This is a genomic window from Candidatus Nanosynbacter sp. TM7-008 (genome assembly GCF_022828245.2).
Classification (GTDB): domain Bacteria; phylum Patescibacteriota; class Saccharimonadia; order Saccharimonadales; family Saccharimonadaceae; genus Nanosynbacter.
The window spans coordinates 583,509-605,527 of record NZ_CP157587.1; the positions used below are offsets into that span (position 1 = coordinate 583,509).

Sequence of the window (22,019 nt, forward strand, 5' to 3'; positions counted from 1 at the left end):
CTACGATAGATTACACTTTAATCGGCATTCCCAGACTAACTGTTCCGCTCTTACATCCGTATGGCGCTGATGCATATACTTGCTGTCTAACCACTCCGGGCAATCCATCGACATTACCCGTACTACTCATAACCGAATATCTGGAGCCCGGGGTTCTAGTGCTCGGAGGAGGATCTACACACTTAAACCACGACGGAGCGGAGTCATTCGCGTAACGACGCATATTATTATACGCCAGAAGACTTGCTTTATTATGCTGAGCGCTTAAAACCGATATTTGGCTAACTTGCGCTTGCATACTTAATATAACGACCATGAAAATACCAATAACAACCAGAGTAACCGCAACCTCGACAATAGTAAACCCATTGCTTTTTCCTGTTAATCGCGCCATATGCTATTCACCTTTTTTTCCGACCCCGTCGAAAATTCCTTATATATAATGTTATATTTCACACAAGTTACCGCCGCCACGTCAGCTATGGGACCAGAAGTCGGCTTCGTACAATCTCCATCGTCTATGTTTGCCGCCTCGTACAACAATTCGCCGTTACTACCGCCAGCCCAATCACCACGACTGCATTTAATCATTTCTTTTTTTAATGAATCACTCCCTACGATTGACGAAAAACTCTTAATAAGATCAGCACAAGAAGGATATTCGTGCCCGATAGAGCTTACATTTTTATATTTGTAATATCGTTCCAATCTCAAAGACAGCTCAGATACATCAGCTTTTTGCTCCTGATCTCTAGTCAAATTCAAAAATCTTCCGCCACCAACAAACGCGATACTAGCCAAAATCGACACAACCACAATAACTACTGCCACTTCAACTATCGTATAGCCACCCGTCCCACGATTCATATCAATATTGTAGCGCAAATCTACAAAAAAGCATATGCTTATTATCAGGAAAGTTCTAACGGCTCTTGCTCAATTTTTATACCGAACTTGTCAAAGACAATTTGTACAATTTCCTCACGAATCGCCGCCAAATCATCATATCCTGTTGCCGAATCATTCACAAGCACCAACGCGTTCTTTTCGTAAACTCGCATGCCGTGACTGCGATAACCTCTTAAGCCAGCCTTATCTATCAACCAACCTGTCGGGATTTTATATCTTCCGTCAGACATTGCATAATTTGGAATATCGCTATATTTTCTTTGCAGTTCTTCCAGTTTCCATTTTTCAACCAGCGCATTTTTGAAGAAAGAGCCCGCACTTGGCAATTCCGCTGGGTCTGGCAATTTTTCCGAACGAATGTTAAGAACTGCCACGCGAATCACCGACAAATTGACCTCACGAATATCATTCTCGTCAATATATCTCTGTAAAGAGGCATAATACGGCGGTTTCGGCTCTGCTTTATTTAGGCGCAAAGTAATATTCAGAATGCAATATCGTCCTTTTTCCTTGTCGCGAAAAATGCTATTTCGATAAGAAAAGTCACATTCATCAGCAGAAATAGTTACAATTGTGTCGGTTTTTGAATCGTAAGCCTCCAGACTAATCAACGTGTCAGCAATTTCTTGACCGTACGCCCCAACGTTCTGAACCGGCGCAGCTCCAGCCGTTCCAGGAATTCCCGACATAGCCTCAATTCCCTGAAGTCCAAGCCCAATAGCCTTCTCAACAACCTCATCCCAGACTTCGCCCGCACCAATTTTCACATCAGTTGTTTCGTCAGTTTCAGAAATAACCTCAAAACCTTTGATCTTATTCAATAGTACGATTCCTTCAAAAACCTCGTCATGAGTAATCACATTACTGCCACCACCCAACACAAAAATCGGCAAATTTTCCTTTCGGGCATTACGATATAGCGACACAACATCACCAGCAGAATCTGCCGTCGCCATATAGCGAGTCTCACCTCCCAATTTCATAGTTGTGTATTGTTTCAGTGATATATTAGTCATAACGTCCATACGTATAGTATATCATTTTACTCGGCCGTCATCTATGATATAATAACTTCATACGCACCCGTAGCTCAGCGGATTAGAGTACTTGGCTTCGAACCAAGGGGTCGCAAGTTCGAATCTTGCCGGGTGTACCAAAATAGCTCGTCATTATGACGGGTTTTTATTTATGATGATCATAAAAACACTAGTCGAGTAGCTGGGCTAGCTATTCAATGGCGGATTCTGAATCTCTGGCGACATTTGCGCAGATTGCGAACCTAAAATTTGGCGAATTTGATCAGCAGTGATAATTGTAGTCGAGCCGGGCGCGACAGTTCCCGCTAACATTTGCTTGGCGACGGTATTTTCGACAGCTCGCTGAACAACACGGCGCATCGGACGAGCTCCCAATCTTGGATCATAGCCAGCCTCGACTAGCAATTTCTTACCTTCTTCCTCGACCGCAACTTGAATTTTTTGCGGCGCCAAAGTCTTATTAACTCCCGCCAAAATCAAATCAACAACCTGCAACAATTCCTCTTTTCCTAGCGGACGGAACAAAACGATTTCATCAAAACGGTTCAAAAACTCTGGGCGGAATAAATTGGCATTAATCAACTCGTTAATAAACGTCTGTTCGAACTGCTCCAATTGATAACCCCGCTCAATATATTCACGAATTCTATCCGCGCCAGCATTTGACGTCGCAATTACAATCGTATCGCGAAAACTAATTTCTCGGTTATTTTCATCACGCAATATTCCCTCATCCAAAAGCTGCAAAAGTGTCGTCAAAACCTGCGGATGAGCCTTTTCGATTTCATCCAAAAGCACGACAGAGAACGGGCGTTTCTGAACTTGAGCAGTCAAACTCCCTGGATCTCGCGCGCCATCCGCAATTAACCTAGCCACGTCATCCGGCCTGACAAATTCGTTCAAATCCAAGCGAATCATATTGCCTTCACCGCCAAAATAAACATCCGCCAAAGCTTTAGAAAGCTCCGTTTTACCAACACCAGTCGGACCAAGAAACAGAAACGCGCCAATCGGTCGATTCTGATTTCTAACACCTGTGCGCGCGCGGCGAATAGCGTCAGAAACAACCGTCACGGCTCGCGTTTGATTGATCATTCGCTGATGAATTAATGACTCCAAGTTTAACAATTTTTCCTTTTCGTCACTTAAAGATGCTACCGAAATTTTTATACCAAGAGTCTTTTCAATCGCGTCATCCACAGATTGCGCGGTCACCAGCCCGCCACTGGCGTAACTTGCTGCTGCTTCCAAAATTTTCAACGCCTTACCTGGCATTACCAAATCCTGAACATAACGATCACCAACACGATACGCCTCCGCCAGTGCCTGATACATATATGTCACTTTGTGCTGCGCCTCAAATAAAACCAATTGATCACGCATAATTTTCATAGTTTCGGGTTCATTTGACGGCTGAATTGCAATTGTGTTCAAAGCGTGGGCGAGTTGCGGCTTAGTCTGGGAAATTTGCAAAAATCGCTGATCGTCCATCGTTAAAATCGTCCTAAGTCTGCCTGCCTCCAGAATTGGTAATAATACATTACTCAGGTCAACCGAACCGACGCCTTCTTCGAAGAATAATTGCGCATTGTCCAGACATAAAATCACGTTCTTCGACAAGAAAGCTTCGTTCAAAATCATCGTGACTAGATTTTCCAATTCCCCACGACCCGACGCCACGCTAATCAACGACGACGCGTCCAGCATAAAAACTTGCTGATACATAAGCGAACCAGGAACGCCTCGATGTCCGTCAATCAGCATTTCAGCGAACGCCGACACGACAGTACTTTTTCCCGCGCCGTCAGCACCAACTAGCGTAATATTCTGCCGCCCGCCAGAACTAAACGTTTTAAGCATCTGCCCCAACGCCTCCTCATGCGCAGCCAACTTAGTTGTAAACGCACCGCCAGATACGCTGACGCTAATATTCTGAGCAAATCGACTCAGCAGCGGCGTATAACCAAAAGACCAATCCCTAGCAATTCCGCCCGTATTTAGCGGCTTCTCTTTATATTGATCAATCAGCGCCTTTATTCGCTCGTACCATCGAATAGCCTCCTCGATATCACGAAAATCGATCTTCATATTCGCCAGCAAAGAATCGTGTTGTGGTAATTGCTTCACTATCGCCGCCGCCAAAACCGCGCTAGTAATCTTCGGACTTTCCGTGCTATGCCAAATTTCAATCGCTGCCTTCCAAATCTGCTCCGTTCGATCCGGATCGTCGACGGAAATATTACGCAAGAAATTCGGCGTCAAACCCAGCCGCACTGCCAAAAATTGCCCGGCTCGCGTACCTGTAATCGCCTCAGCAATATCAATCGGCGTCGGTCTGCGCGGCAATTTGCCCAAAACGTCCGCCGCCATCACATCATCAATTGTCTTAGGATTTTTACTAATTTCTGCCGTCTTAAGATCTTTTTCCCACCAAATCGACACCATAATCATCGGACCACTCAGACCAAATAATAGCCAGCCAGTTGCCCCGTGTTCAATCAACGACCACAAACCAAGCAGCACCATCATAATACCGACAGCTATCGCCACGATATGCCAAGCATTACCAAACCTTACAGAAAATCGCGCCTTCTGAGCTCGTAAACTGTCGTAATTAAATCTCGGCTCTATTTCCATACAGAAACTCCCATTTGCCATAAAATAATTCCGATAAACGGCATCAGTGGCAGCGCCAGCCACATAATAACCCCTACAATCATCCACAAAAATCGTAGCAATATCATCAATATCCCAATAATTATCACCATCGAGCGCACCACCGCACCAATTGCTCGCGAGAACATTTTGTCAAAAAACGCAGATAGCTGCACGGACAAGTCGCCGCCAACCGGAGCAGCTGAAATTTGACGAAACGGATTGAATAAGGTTTTCAAAAGTAGCCCGACTGAGAAAAAATCTGCGGTTCGTAAAACTCCCAGAAAACTTTGGCGAATATATTGCAACAAGCCATTGCCATACCACCACTGAAAGATACCCACCAAAAACATATTGATATTGTAGCACATCGGCCCGGCAGAGTATAATAGACAATATGGCAAGACAGATGATTAGTACTATTATTGGCAAAAGCGTCAAGAAAGTCGCTAAATTACGCGGCGGCGGTTCAGCCTTGCCGGGTTTGGTGATTGAAAAAATTGACCCAAAATTTATTCAGAGAACGTTGGCAGATTTGCCGCAAGGCGTAGTGATTATCAGCGGAACGAATGGAAAAACGACGACGACAAAAATTGTCGTAGAACTATTGGAATCGGTCGGATTGAAAGTCTTCACAAATCGCACTGGTAGTAATTTTTCCCGAGGCGTGGCAGCAGCACTACTTGATGAGGTCAATATCCGCGGCAAGCTGGACGCTGACATCGCAGTTCTGGAACTGGACGAGGCTTGGGCGGTTAAATTCGTGCAGATTGTTCGTCCGCGCTTTTCCCTGCTTCTGAATGTTATGCGCGATCAATTGGACAGATTTGGAGAAATTGACAATACAGCCGCATTGCTTCAAAAAATAGCTGAAGCCACCAGCGACACTGTCGTTCTCAACCGCGACGATCCACGGATTTTTAAGATTAGCGAACATATTCAGGCTAAAAAAGCTTTCTTCGGTACAACCAGCAAATTACTTCAATTGATGCCAACGGACGACACTCTAAAATACGGAACCGCCGTCGCAAATCAAAGCGTGGCGGCTGATGTTTTATTGAAAAAAATTAACGCTCAACAGGCGACTTTTCAAATTAACAATAAAGAAATTGACGTAGATCTGCAACTCACTGGAGTCTATAATCTCCTCAATGCGGGGGCAGCGGTTGCTCTGGCTCGACAAATCGCGGGACCGGAAATTACCGATACAATTTTATCTGCGCTGGAGAGCATAAAGCCGGCGTTTGGTCGTGGCGAAACGATTTACCTGAACGGCACGCCAATTGAGCTTATTTTGGTGAAAAATCCGAGCGGCTTTCGGTTGGCACTTCTGTCATTCGCCAAAAACAATAACACTACGATGATCGCTGTTAATGACAATTACGCCGACGGACGAGATGTAAGTTGGTTCTGGGACGTCGATTTTTCGCTATTAAAAAACGTAGCAATGATCAGCGGCGCGCGCGCTTACGATATGGCTTTGCGACTTCAATATGACGACATTTCAATTGGGAAAATCGACACCAATATTTCGAAAGCCCTGGAAGATTTCATCAATACTAATCCCGATGAGCCAAAACAGATTTTTTGTAGCTACACGGCCATGACAGCGATTCGTCGCTTGCTGAGCGAAAAAACCGACGTGGAGGAAATATCATAATGAAAATAACAATTGCGCAACTTTATCCGCGAGATATGAATCTTTATGGCGACTGGGGCAACACGCTAGTCCTAAAAAAACGTCTAGAGCGACGCGGCTTCGATGTTGAGATTATCGATCACAATCCAGGCGATTCAACGGATTTTTCTAAAATTGATATTTTTGTTGGCGGCGGCGGACAAGATTCTGGACAGACGATTATCCAAAACGACCTTCTGGCGCGAGCTGATGAACTACGACAATTAGCAAAAGACGGCGTGCCGATGTTGATGATTTGCGGAATGTATCAATTATTTGGTCGATTTTTCCGAACACTCAAGGGCGAGGAAATTGTTGGCGCTAACATTTTGCCAATTGAAACGATTGCTGGCGACGAGCGGATGATCGGTAACATTGTCATCAAAAGCCAGGAATTTGGCGATATCGTTGGCTATGAAAATCACAGCGGACAAACTTTCTTAGATAAGACAGCCAAACCTCTTGGGCAAGTTATTAAAGGCGCCGGCAATAATATGATCGACGCAAACGAAGGTGTTCGCTATAACAACGTCATTGCCACTTACCTTCATGGCCCGATTCTACCTAAAAACCCACAGATTGCAGACTTTCTTATTGGCGAAGCACTAGAGCGACGCGGCGTAAGCGCGGATTCGGGGCTGGGAAAAATTGACGATACTTTAGCGAATAAAGCGAGAGAGATAGCGTTAAAATTATCCAGATAATTCATGAAAAAAATCCGTATATATCTTAAAAAGCTATATGCATTTATTTATAAAATGCCCGATTGGATTTGGCTAATTCCAATCTTAATCTTAGCCATCAACGTTCGACTTACCTATTTAACAAAAGCCGATATTTGGCACGATGAAGGGTATACGGTAGCCATCATTCAGCAGCCAATCAGAGAAATTATTACCATCACAACCACAGATGTTCACCCGCCGCTTTATTACGTTATTATGCACGTTTGGCAATCGATTTTCGGCAATTCCGTAGCTTCGCTCAGAGGATTTAGCGTTACGTGCGGAGTTCTGACGATTGCCCTATTGTTTCTATTACTCCAAAAACTTTTCTCTAAAAGAATCGCCGTATTTGGAAGTTTTTTAGCAGCGCTAGGACCATTCTTAATCCGCTATAGCAATGAAGCTCGAATGTATGCACTGGCGGCATTTTTGGCCGTAGCAATGACATACGCATTCGTCGTGGCGGTCGAGCGCAAAAATAAGAAGTTCTGGTGGACACTATACGGAATTTTAGTGACACTCGGCCTTTATACGCAATATTTCCTAGCATTAATACTGCCCGCACATTTCGTATACATTTGGCTAAAACTTGGCGGAAATCGCACTGCCATAAAAAATATATTTAAGGACAAAAACGTTTGGCTTGCCGCAGGAACATGCTTTTTGCTATTCCTCCCCTGGCTACCAGTTATGACCTCCCAAACCAGCCGAGTAAGTGGCGGCTTCTGGATCCCCGAAGTCACTAAATTTACCATCCCAACAACACTATCAATGTTCTTAACTTACGACGACAGGATTGTCCGCTATTTTGGATTGCTACTGCCGCCAATTATAGTCGTAATTTCATTCATTCTAGCCAAAAAACGCCCAAAATATCAAGCAGCAATTTGGATTTTAACAATTTGGTTACTGCTACCGATGATCATCGTTTACACACTCAGCCAGGGTCGACCAGTTTACTTAGACCGCTACTTCACTTATTCAGCGCCAGCGTTTTACGGCTTGATTGCAATATTCATCGGGCTTATTTTTTCTAATAAAAAATGGTGGCCTATTGGAATATCTATTGTCCTGACATTATTTATCGGTCATTATATGTGGCATATCGGCGGTAAAAACATTGCAGAATCATCCTGGAACAACACCAATACGGCCATGAATCACATAAACGAAAATATCCAGAGCAGTGATGCTATTATTTCTGGCGAGATCTACACTTATTTTCACACCTCCTATCACAACCGCACAAATAAAGAGATTATTCTCCTGAAGCCAAAAGAAGAGCTAGGCTGGGTTGGCGAATGGGGATTAATTAAAAAATTGAATACTCCAGAAATTAGTTCTTTAGAGTCAGTAAAATCTCCAAGAATCTGGCTTATTCTTCGCGAAAAAACATATGACGAATATAAAAAACAAGTTCCGCTCTATTGGCAATTAAAGCAAGAATTCCATGATGGCGACTTGATTATTGGACTATACGAAAATAAAAAATAACTGGTTAAATGCCAGTTATTTTAATACATTGAACGATCTCAATTGGTCGGGGTGAAAGGACTCGAACCTTCGACCTCACGGTCCCAAACCGCGCGCGCTAGCCAACTGCGCCACACCCCGAAGATATCTCTATCATTCGCTCTGATCTATCTTAACATATATCGCTGAATAAGTACAGAATAAATTTGCAAACAAACTTTTATACTTCGTGAAGCAATAAAAATAACTTGGCAAGTAGCTTACTTCAGGATAAGATATATTGTATGAATTACACAAAACCGTATACACCTCCAACGCTAACCGTGGATGCAGTAATTTTTCAAGTAAACAACAATACCCTGGAAGTGCTATTATTAAAACGACCGAATGAACCTTTTAAAGGAGAATGGGCCCTCCCTGGAGGGTATAACGCCAAGGGCGAGACAACTACAGACGCGCTCGAACGTGTAGTTTTCCAAAAGACAGGCGTAAAAATTAAAGACGACCTACGATATATTGAACAGCTTTACACTTTCGATACGATCAATCGTGATCCACGAGGACATGCAGTGTCTGTAACCTACATGGGTTGTGGACGCAATATTACATACAATGAAGATTTAGAAGTGGCATTTTTTGATGTAAATAAAATACCAAAGCTGGCATACGATCACACCAACATCATTAAATACGCCAAAGAACGCCTAATTGCAAAAATGACATACACCAATTCGGCATTTGCTTTTCTGGATCGAAGATTTACCTTAACACAACTGCAAACAGTTTACGAGATAGTTTTTGGTCGTGAATTTGACAAGCGTAATTTTCGAAAAAAATTCCTCAGCTTAAACTTAATTCATGAAACTAACAAGTTGTGGCGAGACGGCGCGCATCGTCCGGCAAAATTATATGAATTTAATTCAAGTAAGCTCGAGAATTTAGATCGTAGCTTAGACTAACCTCCCTGTAAAAATCTAGAAAATTTATATTTTTTATAAATTAGTGTTGACAATACAATAACTTGCTATTAGACTAGATAGTAAGTGTAAGCTATACATTAAGTAAGGAGGATCTTAACATTATGGAAAAGTCTAACTATATATTTGTCGGGGTTGACCCACAAAATGATTTTATCGATGGGAGTCTTGCCGTTGCCGAAGCAGAGCAAATCATCAAACCTATCAACTCCATTGCCGACGAGATACGAAAACACGACGGCACGGTTGTATTCACCCGAGACTGGCACCCCGAAAAAACACCGCATTTTGACAAATGGCCAGTTCACTGCGTAGCCAACACCAGAGGAGCTGATTTTCACGAAGACCTAAATATTCAGCCTAGTGATATTATCATCAATAAAGGCGTCGGTCAGACAGACGGATATTCTGGATGGGAGGGTAAAAGCGAAACAAACGAAACGTTAGAATCTATCATAACGCCAAAAACACCCCATGAAAAAGTTAAAATATTTCTCGGCGGGTTAGCAACAGATTTTTGTGTAAAATCTACCGCCCTAGATATCGCCGAACATTTCAAAGATGACAGGCGTGTTACTACATACCTACTTATAGACGCCATCCGTGCTGTAGGATTAACCCCAACAGCCGAAGAAGAAGCATTATCCGCAATGAAGGAGGCTGGAATATTAGCAATATCAACCGAAGAAGCAAAGAAGATAATTCAGGAGGCAATTTAAATGGAGAAGAGTTCAAAAATATCACAAGGATTAGATTACTACAAAGCAACTATGGGGATGAACGAGTTCTTTAAACATCCTGAAGCGGAAGTTACTTTCACACTGAAAAATCGCTCCCCTAATTTACTGTCAGAGTTTGTAACTCCAGATGAATTGCAAAACAGCCTAAACAATCTAGCTGAAGGATGGCAGCCCAGTGAGATTGCCTACTTAGCCGGACTACAAAGCCAAGACGGCAAAGCGACATTTTCTCAAGAATACCTTGATTTCCTAATAAGTAACCCCTTGCCTCCGGTCAATATCGAATATGATAAATGCGGCGATCTAGCGGTTGAGGCTACGGGAAAATGGCCCCTAGTTACATTCTGGGAAACCGTTATCATGAGCGAGATAAATGAAATATATTTTCGTAACAAACTCGCACGTGAAGGTTACTCTTTGGAAGAAGTGTATGCCGAAGGAGATCGCCGGTTAGACGAAAAGATCAAATTATTAAAAAGCCGCCCAGACATTAAGTTTTCCGATTTCGGCACAAGACGACGCTTTAGCTTTAATTGGCATAGGCACGTAATTGAACGAGTTGCAAATGAACTCCCTGATAATTTTGTCGGAACTTCAAATATATACCTGGCGCATAAACTAGGATTAAAACCAATTGGAACTTTTGCGCACGAAATGCCAATGGTCTACGCTGCACTTGCAGATAAAGCCGGAGACAACCCACTAAGTGGCCACAGTCAGGCACTAAAAGATTGGCAAGACACATACGGCGACGAGCTATCAATTGCCCTAACAGATACATTTACAACCGACTTCTTCTTTGCCGACTTTACGCCCGAACAAATGACTTCATGGAAAGGACTACGACACGATTCCGGCGACCCAATAGAATTTGGAAATAAGGCTATTGAAATTTACAAAAAGAACAGAATTGATCCTTTAGAGAAAACTATCGTCTTTAGTGACGGACTTGATGTAGATGAAATCATTCGGATAGCTGATTACTTTAAGGACAAAATAAATGCAACATTCGGTTGGGGTACAACTTTGACTAACGACCTTGGAATTACACCCAATAACTTTGTTATGAAAGCCACAGAAGTCGATGGAGTACCTACGGTCAAATTGAGCGACACCCCCGGCAAACATACAGGTCCAGGTGATAAAATTAGAGAGTATAGTGAACATGTAAAAGCAGCTTTGGCTGAAAATGCACTGAATAACACTCTAGTTGCTGTATGAAAAAACAATGCCAATATCTATAAATCGTAAATTATGGTATGACGGTCCAAATTACACTGCAGACAGTGTAATAATCAACCCAATCGCACAAAAAATTCTTTTGATAAAACGATCCAGCGGTGAATGGGCGTTACCTGGAGGATTCATCAACTCCGAAGAAGATTCCTTTACCGCAGCAACTCGCGAAACAAAAGAAGAAACTGGAACAATAATTAGTGACAGTCCAATATTAATATACAAAGGGCTGGTTAATGATCCACGCAGCAGCCAGACGTCATGGGTTGAAACTAGTGCGTATTTGTTCATAGTCAACGAACTATCAGAGGTGTCAGGACAAGACGATGCCATTGACGCAGCCTGGCTGCCACTCAATAATTTGCCTAAATTATACGCATCGCATGATGAAATAGTAGCCAGAGCTATTGATTATTTGTCTTGTCGGTCGCTAATTAATATAGCAGAGTTTTCCGAAAATTATCGCAATATTAACGGCGGCCATATGCAATACGACAAGATTATCGCCACAAAAAATGATCATTCGGTATTTATTAAACAAACATCGACCAGATACGATGATATTAAACGAAATAGACTGCGCCAATATCTAAGAAAAGAAGCGTTCACGATGTCTTATCTGCGATGCCATGGATATAGTGGAATTCCACACAGATCAATATTGCGAGACGATGACACTTTTATCATGGAGACAATGACGTCCAACGAAGGTTGGCTATGGCGAGCAAAGAACGAAACGCTAGACGCTTATGTCAAATCAGCGAAGGAAAAATTTGACGAATTGGAAAATATACCATTGCCGCCTGATACTTTTGATATCGAATCATCACGCGATAGTTTTATTAAAGAAGGGTGGGCTTCGTTAGACGAGCAGAAAATAGCTAAATTGAGAGAGTTGTCATTAGGATTCTTGGACAGATTAACGCCCCATAGTCAAAATATAGCTAAGAAATTATTGGTAGACTTACCCGCCTTACTAAATGCCGGATGTCGACATAGCGATATAAAAAAATTAGTTTTTTGTCATCACGACATTCGACAATCAAATATGGCTTGGCATCCCAAACACGGCACTAAGTTAATCGACTGGAGTTGGTCTGGACCTGGAGAATCCGGCAGCGATATCACTAGCTTACTAATCGACCTGCATAAAAGCGGTCATAATATTTCAAACTATTACAAAGAAATAAATTTAGATCACTGCCTAACCTTAATGGGTTTCTGGCTAAACCATGCAACGTGGCCATATCATGGCGACGACACTCTTAGATTTCAACAATTTTTATCAGCGTTAAGTGCATACGAAATATATACAACTATTTAAGCATTCACAGCTTCAATCTCAACCGACAATACTTCTTTTTTGATTGGCAAAGATTGACCGGGCTCGAACGTATAAACCAGTAATTGACCAAATGGCATCTCTACATTCACCATCTCGGCTTCTGGAACTTGGTCAAGATGTTTAATTAAAGCCCGAATAGAATTGCCGTGAGCCACCAATAGAATATTCTCACCATTCTGCAATTTCGGCAAAATCTCTTGCTCAAAATATGGAACAACCCGTGCATAAACATCTTTCAAAGTTTCGCCGCCCGGCACTGGATAATCCCAACCGCGTCGAATACCATTAAAAGCCTCTTCGCCAATCTCCGCTTTAACTTCCCATTTATTTTTTCCAGTCAAATCACCATAATCACGCTCGTTTAACTCAGTTGCATGCGTTGTTGGTAGATTTTCGACTCCGCGCCCTTCGAGTAGCGCAGCCAAAGTTTGTTGTGTGCGTTTTAATGACGAAGTGTAAGCTTCATTAAATACCATGCCTTTCAGTAAAGCACCCAATCGCACGGTGTCATTATGACCCTTTTCCGTCAAATTAACATCCGTCCAGCCAGTCCACTTACCGAGCAGATTCCACTCGCTCTCACCGTGCCGACTAATAACTAATATTCCCATTATTTCCCTCCAATCATCGGCGCAAAAAATTCTACAACTTCTTTTTTCACGCCGTCATTATCAATAATTTTCGTATTTACGTAACCGAATTTATCAATTGCCCAAAATCTGATTGCCCAGAGCAGTGACATGTCTTCAAAATCGACATCATTTTTGGCAATAAATTTACTAGCCACAATTTCCGATTCCTGCAATTTTATCTCAGAAAAAGCATCGTTTTCTAACTTCGTAAAAAACACAAATTGATGCGTCAAAAACTCATCAGAATGGCGCGAAGCGACCATCGCAAGCTTCAAATCCTTAGGGTCAACTTGAATATCAACTTCTTCTTTTACCTCGCGCACCGCCGCTTCCAACGGAGATTCTCCAGCGTCAACAATGCCGCCGGGCAGCGACCAATGGTCTTTATAGCCAGCCTTGACGATCAATAGTTCGCCTTGCTCATTTTCAATCAGTACCGCCGCACTAGAAAAACGTCTGTCCAAACTTGCCAACCAAGCCCGTCGCTCTTCATCTGTAAATTTCATTATTTAGCAAACTCAATTGCTCGCGTTTCGCGAATCACGTTAACCTTAATCGTGCCGGGATATTGCATTGTCGACTCAATTTTCGTCGCAATATCTCGCGCCAATTTAATCGCCGACAAATCATCAATCGTCTGAGGTCTAACGATCACACGAACCTCACGACCGGCAGAAATCGCGTAAGCCTTATCAATTCCCTCAAAGCTCGTAGCGACGTTTTCCAAATCGCGCATTCGCTCTGCAAAATTCTCAGCAGAAACGTTACGCGCACCTGGACGCGCAGCCGAAGCCGCGTCACAAACTCGAACAATAATTGCCTCTGGAGTTGTCGCTTCGATATCATCGTGGTGCGCTTCGATTGCGTGAACAATTCTCTCATCCATGCCATATTTACGAGCCAATTCCGCCCCAATGTGATGATGTTTGCCCTCAATTTTATGCGACACAGCCTTACCAACGTCATGAAGAAGTGTAGCAATCTTCGTAATTCGCACATCCGCGCCGATTTCTTCAGCAATCATTCCAGCAATTTGCGCCATCTCAGTCGAATGCTTCAGAACGTTCTGACCGAAGCTGGTACGAAACTTCAATTCACCAAGCAACAACAGCATTTCCTTCGGAATCCCAACTACGCCAGTTTCGCGCATAGCATCTTCACCAGCTTGTCGAACCTCTTTTTCAATCTGTTTTTTGGCTTTAGCAACGACCTCTTCAATACGCGCAGGATGAATACGACCATCCTTCATCAGCATCTCAAGACTCAAGCGAGCCACTTGTCGACGAACAGGATCAAAACTCGACAAAATAATCATGCCCGGTGTATCGTCAACTAAAATATCGACACCAGTTTCGCGCTGCAGCGCCTGAATATTACGCCCTTCCTTACCAATAATTCGACCCTTCATCTCGTCATCAGTCAACTTGACCGCAGTCACTGTGCGCTCAGCAGTCACTTCGCTACTCATTCGTTCCATTGCGGTCACGAGGATCATTTGCGCTCGTTCTTCGGCGTCATCCATTGCGTCGTGTTGTAGTTTCGACACCAAACCAACCAAGTCTTGCTTAATGTCGCGCTCAGTCATTTGCATCAACTTGTCGGCAGCGTCTTTTTTCTTCAATCCAGCGATTTTCTCCAATTTCTCCTGCTGTCTGGAGCGGATATCGCGAATTTCATTTTTAAGATTATCAACTTCATCCTCATGCGCGCGCAATTTTTCCGCTCGTCGATCAAGCTCTTCCAGCTTATTATCCAAAGTCTTCTCACGATCCGCCAAACGATTTTCAGTCTTTTGCCACTCCTTGCGACGTTCATTTTCAATCTTAAGCGCCTCATCCTTAGCCTTTAGGACAATATCGCTCGCCTTAGTTTTTGCATCCGCCAGATCTCGCTCAATCTGATTTTTACCGTTAATTTGGCGAGTTCTCTGATATCCAACAAGACCAGCAGCACCCGCGCCAGCTCCAATAGCCGCGGCAATAATTACTTCTATCATTATCATTCCTTTCCGATCGGCCACCCCTGAGTGTTCGTCTCAAGGAAAAATATCAACAGCCAATCAACTTCAAACTATCTAATTCGGCGAATCAAAAATCGCAAACCGCCGTAATTTAATTATACACGGTTTTGATGGTTTGGGCGATAAAAATTATTTTCGCGGCGCAGTGATATTCGCAGCGGTACCATACTCTGGCATAACAATTTTTTCATTCTCGCCAGAACGCAATTTACCCAAAGCCAAATCACGCCAATTGTCACCCCTTGCACCAACAATAGGAATCTTCAAGCTGTCCGCCAAAGTATTCACAACCGTCAAACCAATTCTCAGTCCCGTAAAACTTCCTGGTCCTTTCATTACGCCAATGCCGCTTATCAGATGCAAATCGCCAGTCTTTTCTTCCAAAAATTTCAACAAATTCCGTGCCAACGTCCGCCCAGCTTCCCACTCAAAATCCTGACGATTTTCTCCATTGACTATTGTTAAAAAACATGTTGATGTTGAAGTGTCCAATAAAATTATCACGCCATATTCTCCTTTATTTTTCCCAAAAGTTCATCAGATTTTTTGCCGCCAGGATAAAATTCTACAAGCCGCCCTTCTTCGCTAGTCGCGGTAATTTTTATCACCAATCGATCACTCGGCAATGCATCATCGACAGCGCCAGCCCATTCAACTACAACAACCGAATTAGAATCCACCACTTCGCGAATCTCCTCGCTCATAATTCCAGCATTTCCCAATCTATAAAAATCGTAATGTGCCAAACTCAGACCGCGAGGTGAATCGTACACGCGCGAAATCGTGAAAGTTGGACTCTGAACTGGCTCGTCAATCTCTAAAGCCTGCGCAATTCCCTTCGTCAATGTGGTTTTCCCCGCGCCAATATCACCGACCAATTCCAGCACTTCCCCGCCAGAAACAGCCCGACCAATTGCCGTGCCCAATTCTCGTATTTTCTCTTCACTAGAAATATTCACTCTTATATTATACTATGCTAGCTTTTTTTTGGCGATGATAGTACAATAACCATAAGAGTTATGCGTGTTTCAGACCAGACAATCGAGAGCATTCTGAAACAAGGTGGGGTTGTTGATGAGCCGCAGCTTGCTGATTTGAAATTGATCGCTGAACGGTCGAAGCAAACATTGCAAGAAACAGCTATTGAACAAAAAGTCATTTCTGAGGAAGATTTGACAAAGTTGATCGGCGATTACATCGGCGTGCCTTTCGTGCGAATTGAGCCAAAGGATATTCCCGAAGATGTGTTGAAACGAATTCCTGAACATATCGCGCGCCAGTATAATGTTGTGCTTTTTGAGAAAAATGAGGACGACAGCTTGTCGCTTGCGATGGAAGACCCAGACGACGTGCAGGCGTTGAACTTTATTCAGAAAGAAATTGGCTACAACACTAAGGTTTTCCTAGCGACAAAAAGCAACATTTTGGACTGTTTGGAAAATTATCGCGGTAATATCAATGCCGAGCTTGACGAAGTTATTGCGGTACAAAAAGACGCTTCTGCCGAAGACCAAAACGTTAGCCAAGATGATTTTGCGGAAAATTCACCAATTGCCCAAACTGTTAATTTGTTGCTGGAATATGCCATAAAATCCAACGCTTCCGACATTCACATTGAGCCGCGCGAGGATTACGTTCAGGTTCGTTACCGAATTGACGGTGTTTTGAAGGAAGTTAACAAATTGCCACGAAACGTTCACGGCGCTTTGGTGAGCCGCATTAAAATCCTCTCCAATCTGAAAATTGACGAACGCCGCGTGCCGCAGGACGGTCGATTTAAGATAAAAGTTTCAGGAAAACAATACGCGCTTCGCGTTTCGACATTGCCAATCGCTGACGGCGAAAAAGTGGTCATGCGTATCTTGGACGAATCGAACCAGGCTGTTAAACTGGATCAGCTTGGCTATTGGGGTCTGTCGCTCGCAACGGTAAAGGATGCAATGGCCCAGCCGAACGGAATGATCCTGGTGACTGGACCAACTGGATCGGGAAAATCGACCAGCTTGTTCAGCGTCTTGTCGGAACTCAATACTCCAGATGTCAATATTTCCACAATTGAAGACCCGGTAGAATATAAAATCCCAGGAGTCAATCAAACCCAGACCAACGCCAAAGCCGGGATGACTTTCGCTTCAGGACTAAGGGCGTTACTTCGCCAAGACCCAAACATCATCATGGTCGGAGAAATCCGCGACGGCGAAACCGCAAACCTTGGCGTTCAAGCAGCACTGACCGGACACTTAGTGTTCTCTACTCTGCACACAAATAATGCTGCAACATGTTTGCCGCGTTTGCTAGATATGGGAATTGAGCCATTTTTGATCGCTTCAACCGTGAAGGCGGTGATTGGACAGCGGCTAGTTAGGCGCCTGTGCATGAACTGCCGCCAAGAATATACTCCAAACGAAGAAGAAATAAAGTATATCACCGAAATGTTTAAGATAAATACAGAGTCGATTAAAAAAATTCACAATCTCGAAGAGCAAGCTTTTGAGGATAAAATTGGTGGCGACACGCCCATGGGGTCAACAGATTTAGGAATTGAACACTTATGGAAGCCAAACCCAGAAGGTTGCGACGAGTGCGGACATAACGGATTCAAGGGTCGCGTTGGCATTTACGAGGTTCTTGGCATTTCCATCCCTATCCAAAAAATGATTACCGCCAACGCCACCAGCAACGATATTCAAGATCAAGCGATTTCCGAAGGCATGGTGACAATGCAGATGGACGGACTTATTAAATCACTGCGCGGGATCACCACCGTGGACGAAGTTTTGAGGGCAACAAGGGAGTAACATTATGCCAATTTTTGAATATTTGCTTGTCAATAAAAAGAAAGAGACCGTCTCTTCAACGATTGAAGCAGCCGACAAACTGTCTGCCATTAACAATTTGAGGTCACGCGGACAATTGATAAAAATTGAAGAAAAAGGCGCAAAAAAAGAGCTTAGTTTTTCTTTCGGCAAGAAAAAGAAAGGTGCTAAGACTGAAGAATTGGTGATGTTTACTCGCCAATTAAGTGCCATGGTTTCAGCTGGCGTTCCTATTCTTCGTTCCCTTAACTCTATGGCAAAACACGCCGAAAGCGCCAATTTTCGAGACACGATCAACGCCGTGATTAAAGATATTGAAGGCGGTATGTCTTTCGCGGATGCCCTGAGCAAACACCCAGAAACCTTCAATGATATTTACGTGAACATGGTTGCTGCGGGTGAAACTGGAGGTATTTTGGACGATATTTTAAAGCGTCTAGCCCTACAACAAGAAAAAAACTCATCCATGAAGAAAAAAATTAAAGGCGCCATGACATACCCGATCGTACTTTTAATTATTACGATTATTGCATTCTTTATCCTAATGATCTTCATTATTCCGGTTATCGGCAAAACCATTAAAGATATGGGCGGACCTGACGCTAAACTACCAATGCTTACTGAGATTATGCTCGGAATTAGCGATTTTGTAGTGTCATTTTGGTATATAATCATTCCAATATTTGCCGGAAGTATTTGGCTATTAATTCGCTATATTAAAACTCCAAAAGGTCGCGTAAAATTTCACAATATCATCATCAAAGTTCCAGCTGTCGGTCCAATTGTTAAAAAGGTGGCAATCGCCCGCTTTACCCGAACCTTCTCCGCTCTCATCGGCGCGGGCGTGGCTGTGCTTGAAGCGCTGGACGTAACTTCGCGTGCCGTCGGAAATGTCGCATACGAAAAATCCCTAAAAGAAGCCACCAGGCGAGTCCAAAACGGTGAAGTTTTATCAAAAATTATCGCAGAGCAGGACGATTTATATCCGCCAATCGTAGCACAGATGTTGTCTGTCGGTGAAGAAACTGGACAAACAGACAAAGTTCTGGTTAAAGTCGCTGACTTTTACGAGGAAGAAGTTGATACCGCGATTGACGGCGTTAGCTCTATTATCGAGCCAGTAATGATCGTTGCTATGGGTATTGTTATTGCCCTGGTGGCGGTTAGTGTTATGGGTCCAATTACAAGCATGGCGGGTCAAGTTAAGGAATAATAGTTTTTCAAAAAAGCTTATGTTATAATACCGATATATAGGTGGGAAAATAATAACGTGTCGAGCATATTTTATAGAAAAAAACCAATCATCGGCCTAGATATCAGCCGAACAAGCATAAAAGTAATGTCGATTGATAGAAATCGGATGCTAGTTCATGGGTATGGATCGATTAACCTCGATTCTCAAAAAAGCGACGGAAATTCTGCAGACAACACTGAATATTTGGCGCAGAATATCAAAACGTTATTGAAGAAAAACGTCGTAGGACAGATCAATAGCAATCGCGTAGCGCTGGGCATACCAACCAACCGAACATTTTCGCGGACATTTAGCCTGCCCGTGAAAGAGGAGAGCAATATTCGCAGTGCGGTAAATTTGGAAGCCGAACAATACATTCCAGCACCCCTAGATTCTCTTTATTTGGACTATCGAATTATCAATCGTACGAAAGATGAACTTAGTGTTCTGATGTGTGCCACACCGAAGAAAATGATCGACAGCATGTTAGATGCCACAAAACAATGCGGCCTGGAAGTTGCAATAATTGAGCCGAACATCAGCGCAATCGCTAGACTTCTGAAGCGCACAGAAGAAGGAATGCTTCCTACTGTTATCGTCGATATAGGCACATCAACTACAGATATCGCGATTCTAGATTCTGACATACGAGTGACTGGCGGCCTAAATGTTGGCGGCTATTCGCTCACCTTAAATTTAGCTAAAAAAATGAATGTACCAATTGAGACAGCTCATCAATTTAAGGTATTAAACGGATTAAATCCCGGCCCAAGGCAAGCCAGAATAGCAGGAGCTTTACACCCAAGCTTAGAAAAAATGACCAACGAAGTTAAGCGCGTTATGCGATACTACACCGACCGCTTTCCTAATGAGAAAAAAATCGAGCAAGTTCTCATAGTTGGTGGCGGCGGTAATCTTCCAGGAATCGGTGATTTTTTCACAAACGAACTATTAATGCCAGCGCGCGTGGCAAGTCCGTGGCAAATGCTCAATTTCGATGGGCTAGAGCAACCAGCAAAACAGCTTCGCTCCCAGCTATCACCAGTTGCGGGACTAGCCTTAATCAAGCAGGAGGATATTTATGATTAACCTTCTCCCTCCTCAAGAAAAAAAGCAAATCAGCGCCGGACGAGTAAATGTCATCTTAAGACGATACTGCATCATATCATTGATATTTGCAGGTTTGTTATTCTTAACTATTGGCGGATTTTATCTATTCTTAGAAAATAGCCGCACCTCAGCTCAAGCTAACATTGACGAAGGAAACGCCAAACTTGCTCAATACCAATCGACGCAAAAAGAAGTTAGCGAGTTTAAGAAAGACCTTGATTCAGCTAAAGTAATCATTAACAGCGAAGCTCATTACTCTACAATTATCCCAAAAATTGCACAATATATACCATCAGGTATGGTTTTAGACTCTCTGACGCTAGACACTTCAGCATTAGATAAACCATTGTCATTAACAGCTCTCGGAAAGAACAAGGATGACGCTATCCGAATAAAAACTAGCTTAGAAAAATCAGAGATATTTAGTGACGTTCACTTAGAGACCGTCGTTTATAGCGATGGAAACCAATCATCAGACAAGCCTGCGGATTATCCAATTACTATAACAATTAGCGTTACACCAAAGCCAGAGGTCTTAAAACAATGAAAAAAGTTCTAAATGCCAGTATCGCGCGAATTGTCCTGTCGTTATTATTGCTCATAATATTGTCAGCAATGGTAGGACTAGTTATTTTCGCCTATTCATTCCTAAGTAAAACATCAGAAGAAGTCGGAAAAATGCAGACCGAAGCAACTGCAGTTGATGCAAAAATACAAAGTTTGCTAGCGTCAAAATCTCAGCTCGACCGCAATTCCGACACAGTTAAAAAAGCAAAGAATATCGTCTCAGAATCGAAACTTTATCAATATCAGAATCAGATTATTAAGGATTTAAATACCTACGCTGACCGCGCTGGCATTCCGATTAAAGCTTTCTCTTTCCAAAACGAACCAACAACTTCCGCTAAGACAACGAAACCTAGCAAGCAAACATCCGCCAGCCCCGCTGGGGTGAAAAGTACTTTCGTATCAATTCAATTGGGAGATCCTATAGATTACACGAAATTCCTGCATTTCCTTAGTCTTATTGAAAAAAATGTCACTCGAATGCAGCTTTCAGGCGTGTCAATTTCCAGAGGCGCAAATAATCATGAAATATCAATCCAATCACTTGAAGTAAAGGTTTATACACGATGAGTCCATCAATATCAGAACAGCTCGAGCCAATCGTAAAATCACTGTCCAAATTCCTGTGGCGATTTCATGTGATAATATATAGCGTTGTCGTAATCGGAGGCGTAGCAATCGCGATATTTCTTTTGAGCGGACTTTTAGCAGTTCCTACCGAAGAGCCACAAACTGCATCAATAAGTTTTGATAAAAAAACTATGCAAATTATTAAAGACTTCCGACCGTCAACTTCAGCAAACGACTCATTTAGTCTGCCGGCTGGTCGCTCCAATCCATTTGCCGAATAGAACGTAACCGTTTA

23 protein-coding genes and 2 tRNA genes are annotated in these 22,019 nt (G+C 43.0%); 14 read left to right on the forward strand and 11 right to left on the reverse strand.

Annotated elements, in window-relative coordinates:
- Positions 1–10 precede the first annotated feature (10 nt).
- Genes LRM48_RS03180 through murB form a run of 3 tightly spaced genes read right to left on the reverse strand, consistent with a single transcriptional unit; the run spans position 11 to position 1,934 of the window.
- Positions 11–394 carry a type IV pilus modification PilV family protein gene (locus LRM48_RS03180; protein WP_426303676.1) on the reverse strand — a complete coding sequence of 128 codons (384 nt, stop codon included), beginning with the start codon at positions 392–394 and terminating at the stop codon, positions 11–13.
- On the reverse strand, positions 382–867 hold the full coding sequence (locus tag LRM48_RS03185; RefSeq protein ID WP_243812235.1) for a prepilin-type N-terminal cleavage/methylation domain-containing protein: 486 nt from the start codon (positions 865–867) through the stop codon (positions 382–384). Before LRM48_RS03185 ends, LRM48_RS03180 begins: the two co-directional genes overlap by 13 nt.
- Before the next feature lie 44 nt (positions 868–911).
- Entirely contained in the window at positions 912–1,934 is a 1,023-nt protein-coding gene (gene murB / locus LRM48_RS03190) for a UDP-N-acetylmuramate dehydrogenase (RefSeq protein WP_243812234.1), read from the reverse strand.
- A gap of 54 nt (positions 1,935–1,988) precedes the next feature.
- On the opposite strand from murB, the gene LRM48_RS03195 reads away from it, so the two are divergent.
- Positions 1,989–2,065 (forward strand) — tRNA-Arg (locus LRM48_RS03195).
- A 67-nt stretch (positions 2,066–2,132) separates the two neighbouring features.
- Here the strand turns inward: LRM48_RS03195 and LRM48_RS03200 are convergent.
- Complete coding sequence (locus LRM48_RS03200; RefSeq protein ID WP_243812233.1) at positions 2,133–4,583, reverse strand: AAA family ATPase; 2,451 nt, start codon at positions 4,581–4,583, stop codon at positions 2,133–2,135.
- A complete protein-coding gene (locus LRM48_RS03205) occupies positions 4,574–4,954 on the reverse strand; it encodes a hypothetical protein (RefSeq protein WP_243812232.1) in 381 nt (126 codons plus the stop codon). Before LRM48_RS03205 ends, LRM48_RS03200 begins: the two co-directional genes overlap by 10 nt.
- A 44-nt stretch (positions 4,955–4,998) precedes the next feature.
- Here LRM48_RS03205 and LRM48_RS03210 point away from each other — a divergent pair, with 44 nt between their 5' ends.
- From LRM48_RS03210 to LRM48_RS03220, 3 genes are read left to right on the forward strand one after another with little or no spacing between them, the layout of a single operon-like run.
- Positions 4,999–6,261: a Mur ligase family protein gene (locus LRM48_RS03210; RefSeq protein WP_243812231.1), complete on the forward strand. Its 1,263-nt coding sequence runs from the start codon at positions 4,999–5,001 to the stop codon at positions 6,259–6,261.
- The gene (locus LRM48_RS03215; RefSeq protein ID WP_129744557.1) at positions 6,261–6,983 is read left to right on the forward strand and encodes a type 1 glutamine amidotransferase; all 723 of its coding nucleotides are present in this window, start codon (positions 6,261–6,263) and stop codon (positions 6,981–6,983) included. The genes LRM48_RS03210 and LRM48_RS03215 overlap by 1 nt, the downstream gene beginning before the upstream one ends.
- 3 nt (positions 6,984–6,986) lie before the next feature.
- Positions 6,987–8,498 (forward strand): glycosyltransferase family 39 protein, encoded by a 1,512-nt coding sequence (locus tag LRM48_RS03220; protein WP_243812230.1) that lies wholly within the window; start codon positions 6,987–6,989, stop codon positions 8,496–8,498.
- A gap of 43 nt (positions 8,499–8,541) precedes the next feature.
- Here the strand turns inward: LRM48_RS03220 and LRM48_RS03225 are convergent.
- Positions 8,542–8,618 (reverse strand) — tRNA-Pro (locus LRM48_RS03225).
- Between the two features lie 143 nt (positions 8,619–8,761).
- Between LRM48_RS03225 and LRM48_RS03230 the strand changes: the two genes are divergently transcribed.
- The 4 genes from LRM48_RS03230 (at position 8,762) to LRM48_RS03245 (ending at position 12,754) form a co-directional block, all read left to right on the forward strand.
- Positions 8,762–9,436 carry an NUDIX hydrolase gene (locus LRM48_RS03230; RefSeq protein WP_129631519.1) on the forward strand — a complete coding sequence of 225 codons (675 nt, stop codon included), beginning with the start codon at positions 8,762–8,764 and terminating at the stop codon, positions 9,434–9,436.
- Positions 9,437–9,558: 122 nt separating this feature from the next.
- The gene (locus LRM48_RS03235) at positions 9,559–10,173 is read left to right on the forward strand and encodes an isochorismatase family protein (protein WP_129744554.1); all 615 of its coding nucleotides are present in this window, start codon (positions 9,559–9,561) and stop codon (positions 10,171–10,173) included.
- Positions 10,174–11,415 (forward strand): nicotinate phosphoribosyltransferase, encoded by a 1,242-nt coding sequence (gene pncB, locus LRM48_RS03240; protein WP_243812229.1) that lies wholly within the window; start codon positions 10,174–10,176, stop codon positions 11,413–11,415.
- Positions 11,416–11,422: 7 nt separating this feature from the next.
- Positions 11,423–12,754, forward strand: coding sequence for an NUDIX domain-containing protein (locus tag LRM48_RS03245; RefSeq protein WP_243812228.1), 1,332 nt, complete (start codon positions 11,423–11,425; stop codon positions 12,752–12,754).
- On the opposite strand, the gene LRM48_RS03250 is transcribed toward LRM48_RS03245, so the two are convergent.
- From LRM48_RS03250 to tsaE, 5 genes are all read right to left on the reverse strand, one after another.
- A complete protein-coding gene (locus LRM48_RS03250) occupies positions 12,751–13,386 on the reverse strand; it encodes a 2,3-bisphosphoglycerate-dependent phosphoglycerate mutase (RefSeq protein WP_243812227.1) in 636 nt (211 codons plus the stop codon). The two genes, LRM48_RS03245 and LRM48_RS03250, sit on opposite strands and share 4 nt — an antisense overlap.
- Positions 13,386–13,913 carry an NUDIX domain-containing protein gene (locus tag LRM48_RS03255; protein WP_243812226.1) on the reverse strand — a complete coding sequence of 176 codons (528 nt, stop codon included), beginning with the start codon at positions 13,911–13,913 and terminating at the stop codon, positions 13,386–13,388. Before LRM48_RS03255 ends, LRM48_RS03250 begins: the two co-directional genes overlap by 1 nt.
- Complete coding sequence (gene rny / locus LRM48_RS03260; protein WP_129637419.1) at positions 13,913–15,403, reverse strand: ribonuclease Y; 1,491 nt, start codon at positions 15,401–15,403, stop codon at positions 13,913–13,915. Before rny ends, LRM48_RS03255 begins: the two co-directional genes overlap by 1 nt.
- A 153-nt stretch (positions 15,404–15,556) precedes the next feature.
- Complete coding sequence (locus LRM48_RS03265) at positions 15,557–15,931, reverse strand: tRNA threonylcarbamoyladenosine biosynthesis protein TsaB (RefSeq protein ID WP_243812225.1); 375 nt, start codon at positions 15,929–15,931, stop codon at positions 15,557–15,559.
- The gene (gene tsaE / locus LRM48_RS03270; RefSeq protein WP_243812224.1) at positions 15,928–16,386 is read right to left on the reverse strand and encodes a tRNA (adenosine(37)-N6)-threonylcarbamoyltransferase complex ATPase subunit type 1 TsaE; all 459 of its coding nucleotides are present in this window, start codon (positions 16,384–16,386) and stop codon (positions 15,928–15,930) included. Before tsaE ends, LRM48_RS03265 begins: the two co-directional genes overlap by 4 nt.
- A gap of 60 nt (positions 16,387–16,446) precedes the next feature.
- Here tsaE and LRM48_RS03275 point away from each other — a divergent pair, with 60 nt between their 5' ends.
- The 6 genes from LRM48_RS03275 (at position 16,447) to LRM48_RS03300 (ending at position 22,005) form a co-directional block, all read left to right on the forward strand.
- Positions 16,447–18,225 (forward strand): GspE/PulE family protein, encoded by a 1,779-nt coding sequence (locus LRM48_RS03275; RefSeq protein ID WP_243812223.1) that lies wholly within the window; start codon positions 16,447–16,449, stop codon positions 18,223–18,225.
- Between the two features lie 4 nt (positions 18,226–18,229).
- Complete coding sequence (locus LRM48_RS03280; RefSeq protein ID WP_243812222.1) at positions 18,230–19,456, forward strand: type II secretion system F family protein; 1,227 nt, start codon at positions 18,230–18,232, stop codon at positions 19,454–19,456.
- A gap of 126 nt (positions 19,457–19,582) precedes the next feature.
- Positions 19,583–20,566: a type IV pilus assembly protein PilM gene (pilM, locus tag LRM48_RS03285; protein WP_243812221.1), complete on the forward strand. Its 984-nt coding sequence runs from the start codon at positions 19,583–19,585 to the stop codon at positions 20,564–20,566.
- The gene (locus tag LRM48_RS03290) at positions 20,559–21,134 is read left to right on the forward strand and encodes a PilN domain-containing protein (RefSeq protein ID WP_129744435.1); all 576 of its coding nucleotides are present in this window, start codon (positions 20,559–20,561) and stop codon (positions 21,132–21,134) included. The genes pilM and LRM48_RS03290 overlap by 8 nt, the downstream gene beginning before the upstream one ends.
- Positions 21,131–21,724, forward strand: a complete 594-nt coding sequence (locus tag LRM48_RS03295) for a hypothetical protein (protein ID WP_129744434.1) — start codon at positions 21,131–21,133, stop codon at positions 21,722–21,724. Before LRM48_RS03290 ends, LRM48_RS03295 begins: the two co-directional genes overlap by 4 nt.
- On the forward strand, positions 21,721–22,005 hold the full coding sequence (locus LRM48_RS03300) for a hypothetical protein (protein WP_146428564.1): 285 nt from the start codon (positions 21,721–21,723) through the stop codon (positions 22,003–22,005). Before LRM48_RS03295 ends, LRM48_RS03300 begins: the two co-directional genes overlap by 4 nt.
- Positions 22,006–22,019: the final 14 nt, after the last annotated feature.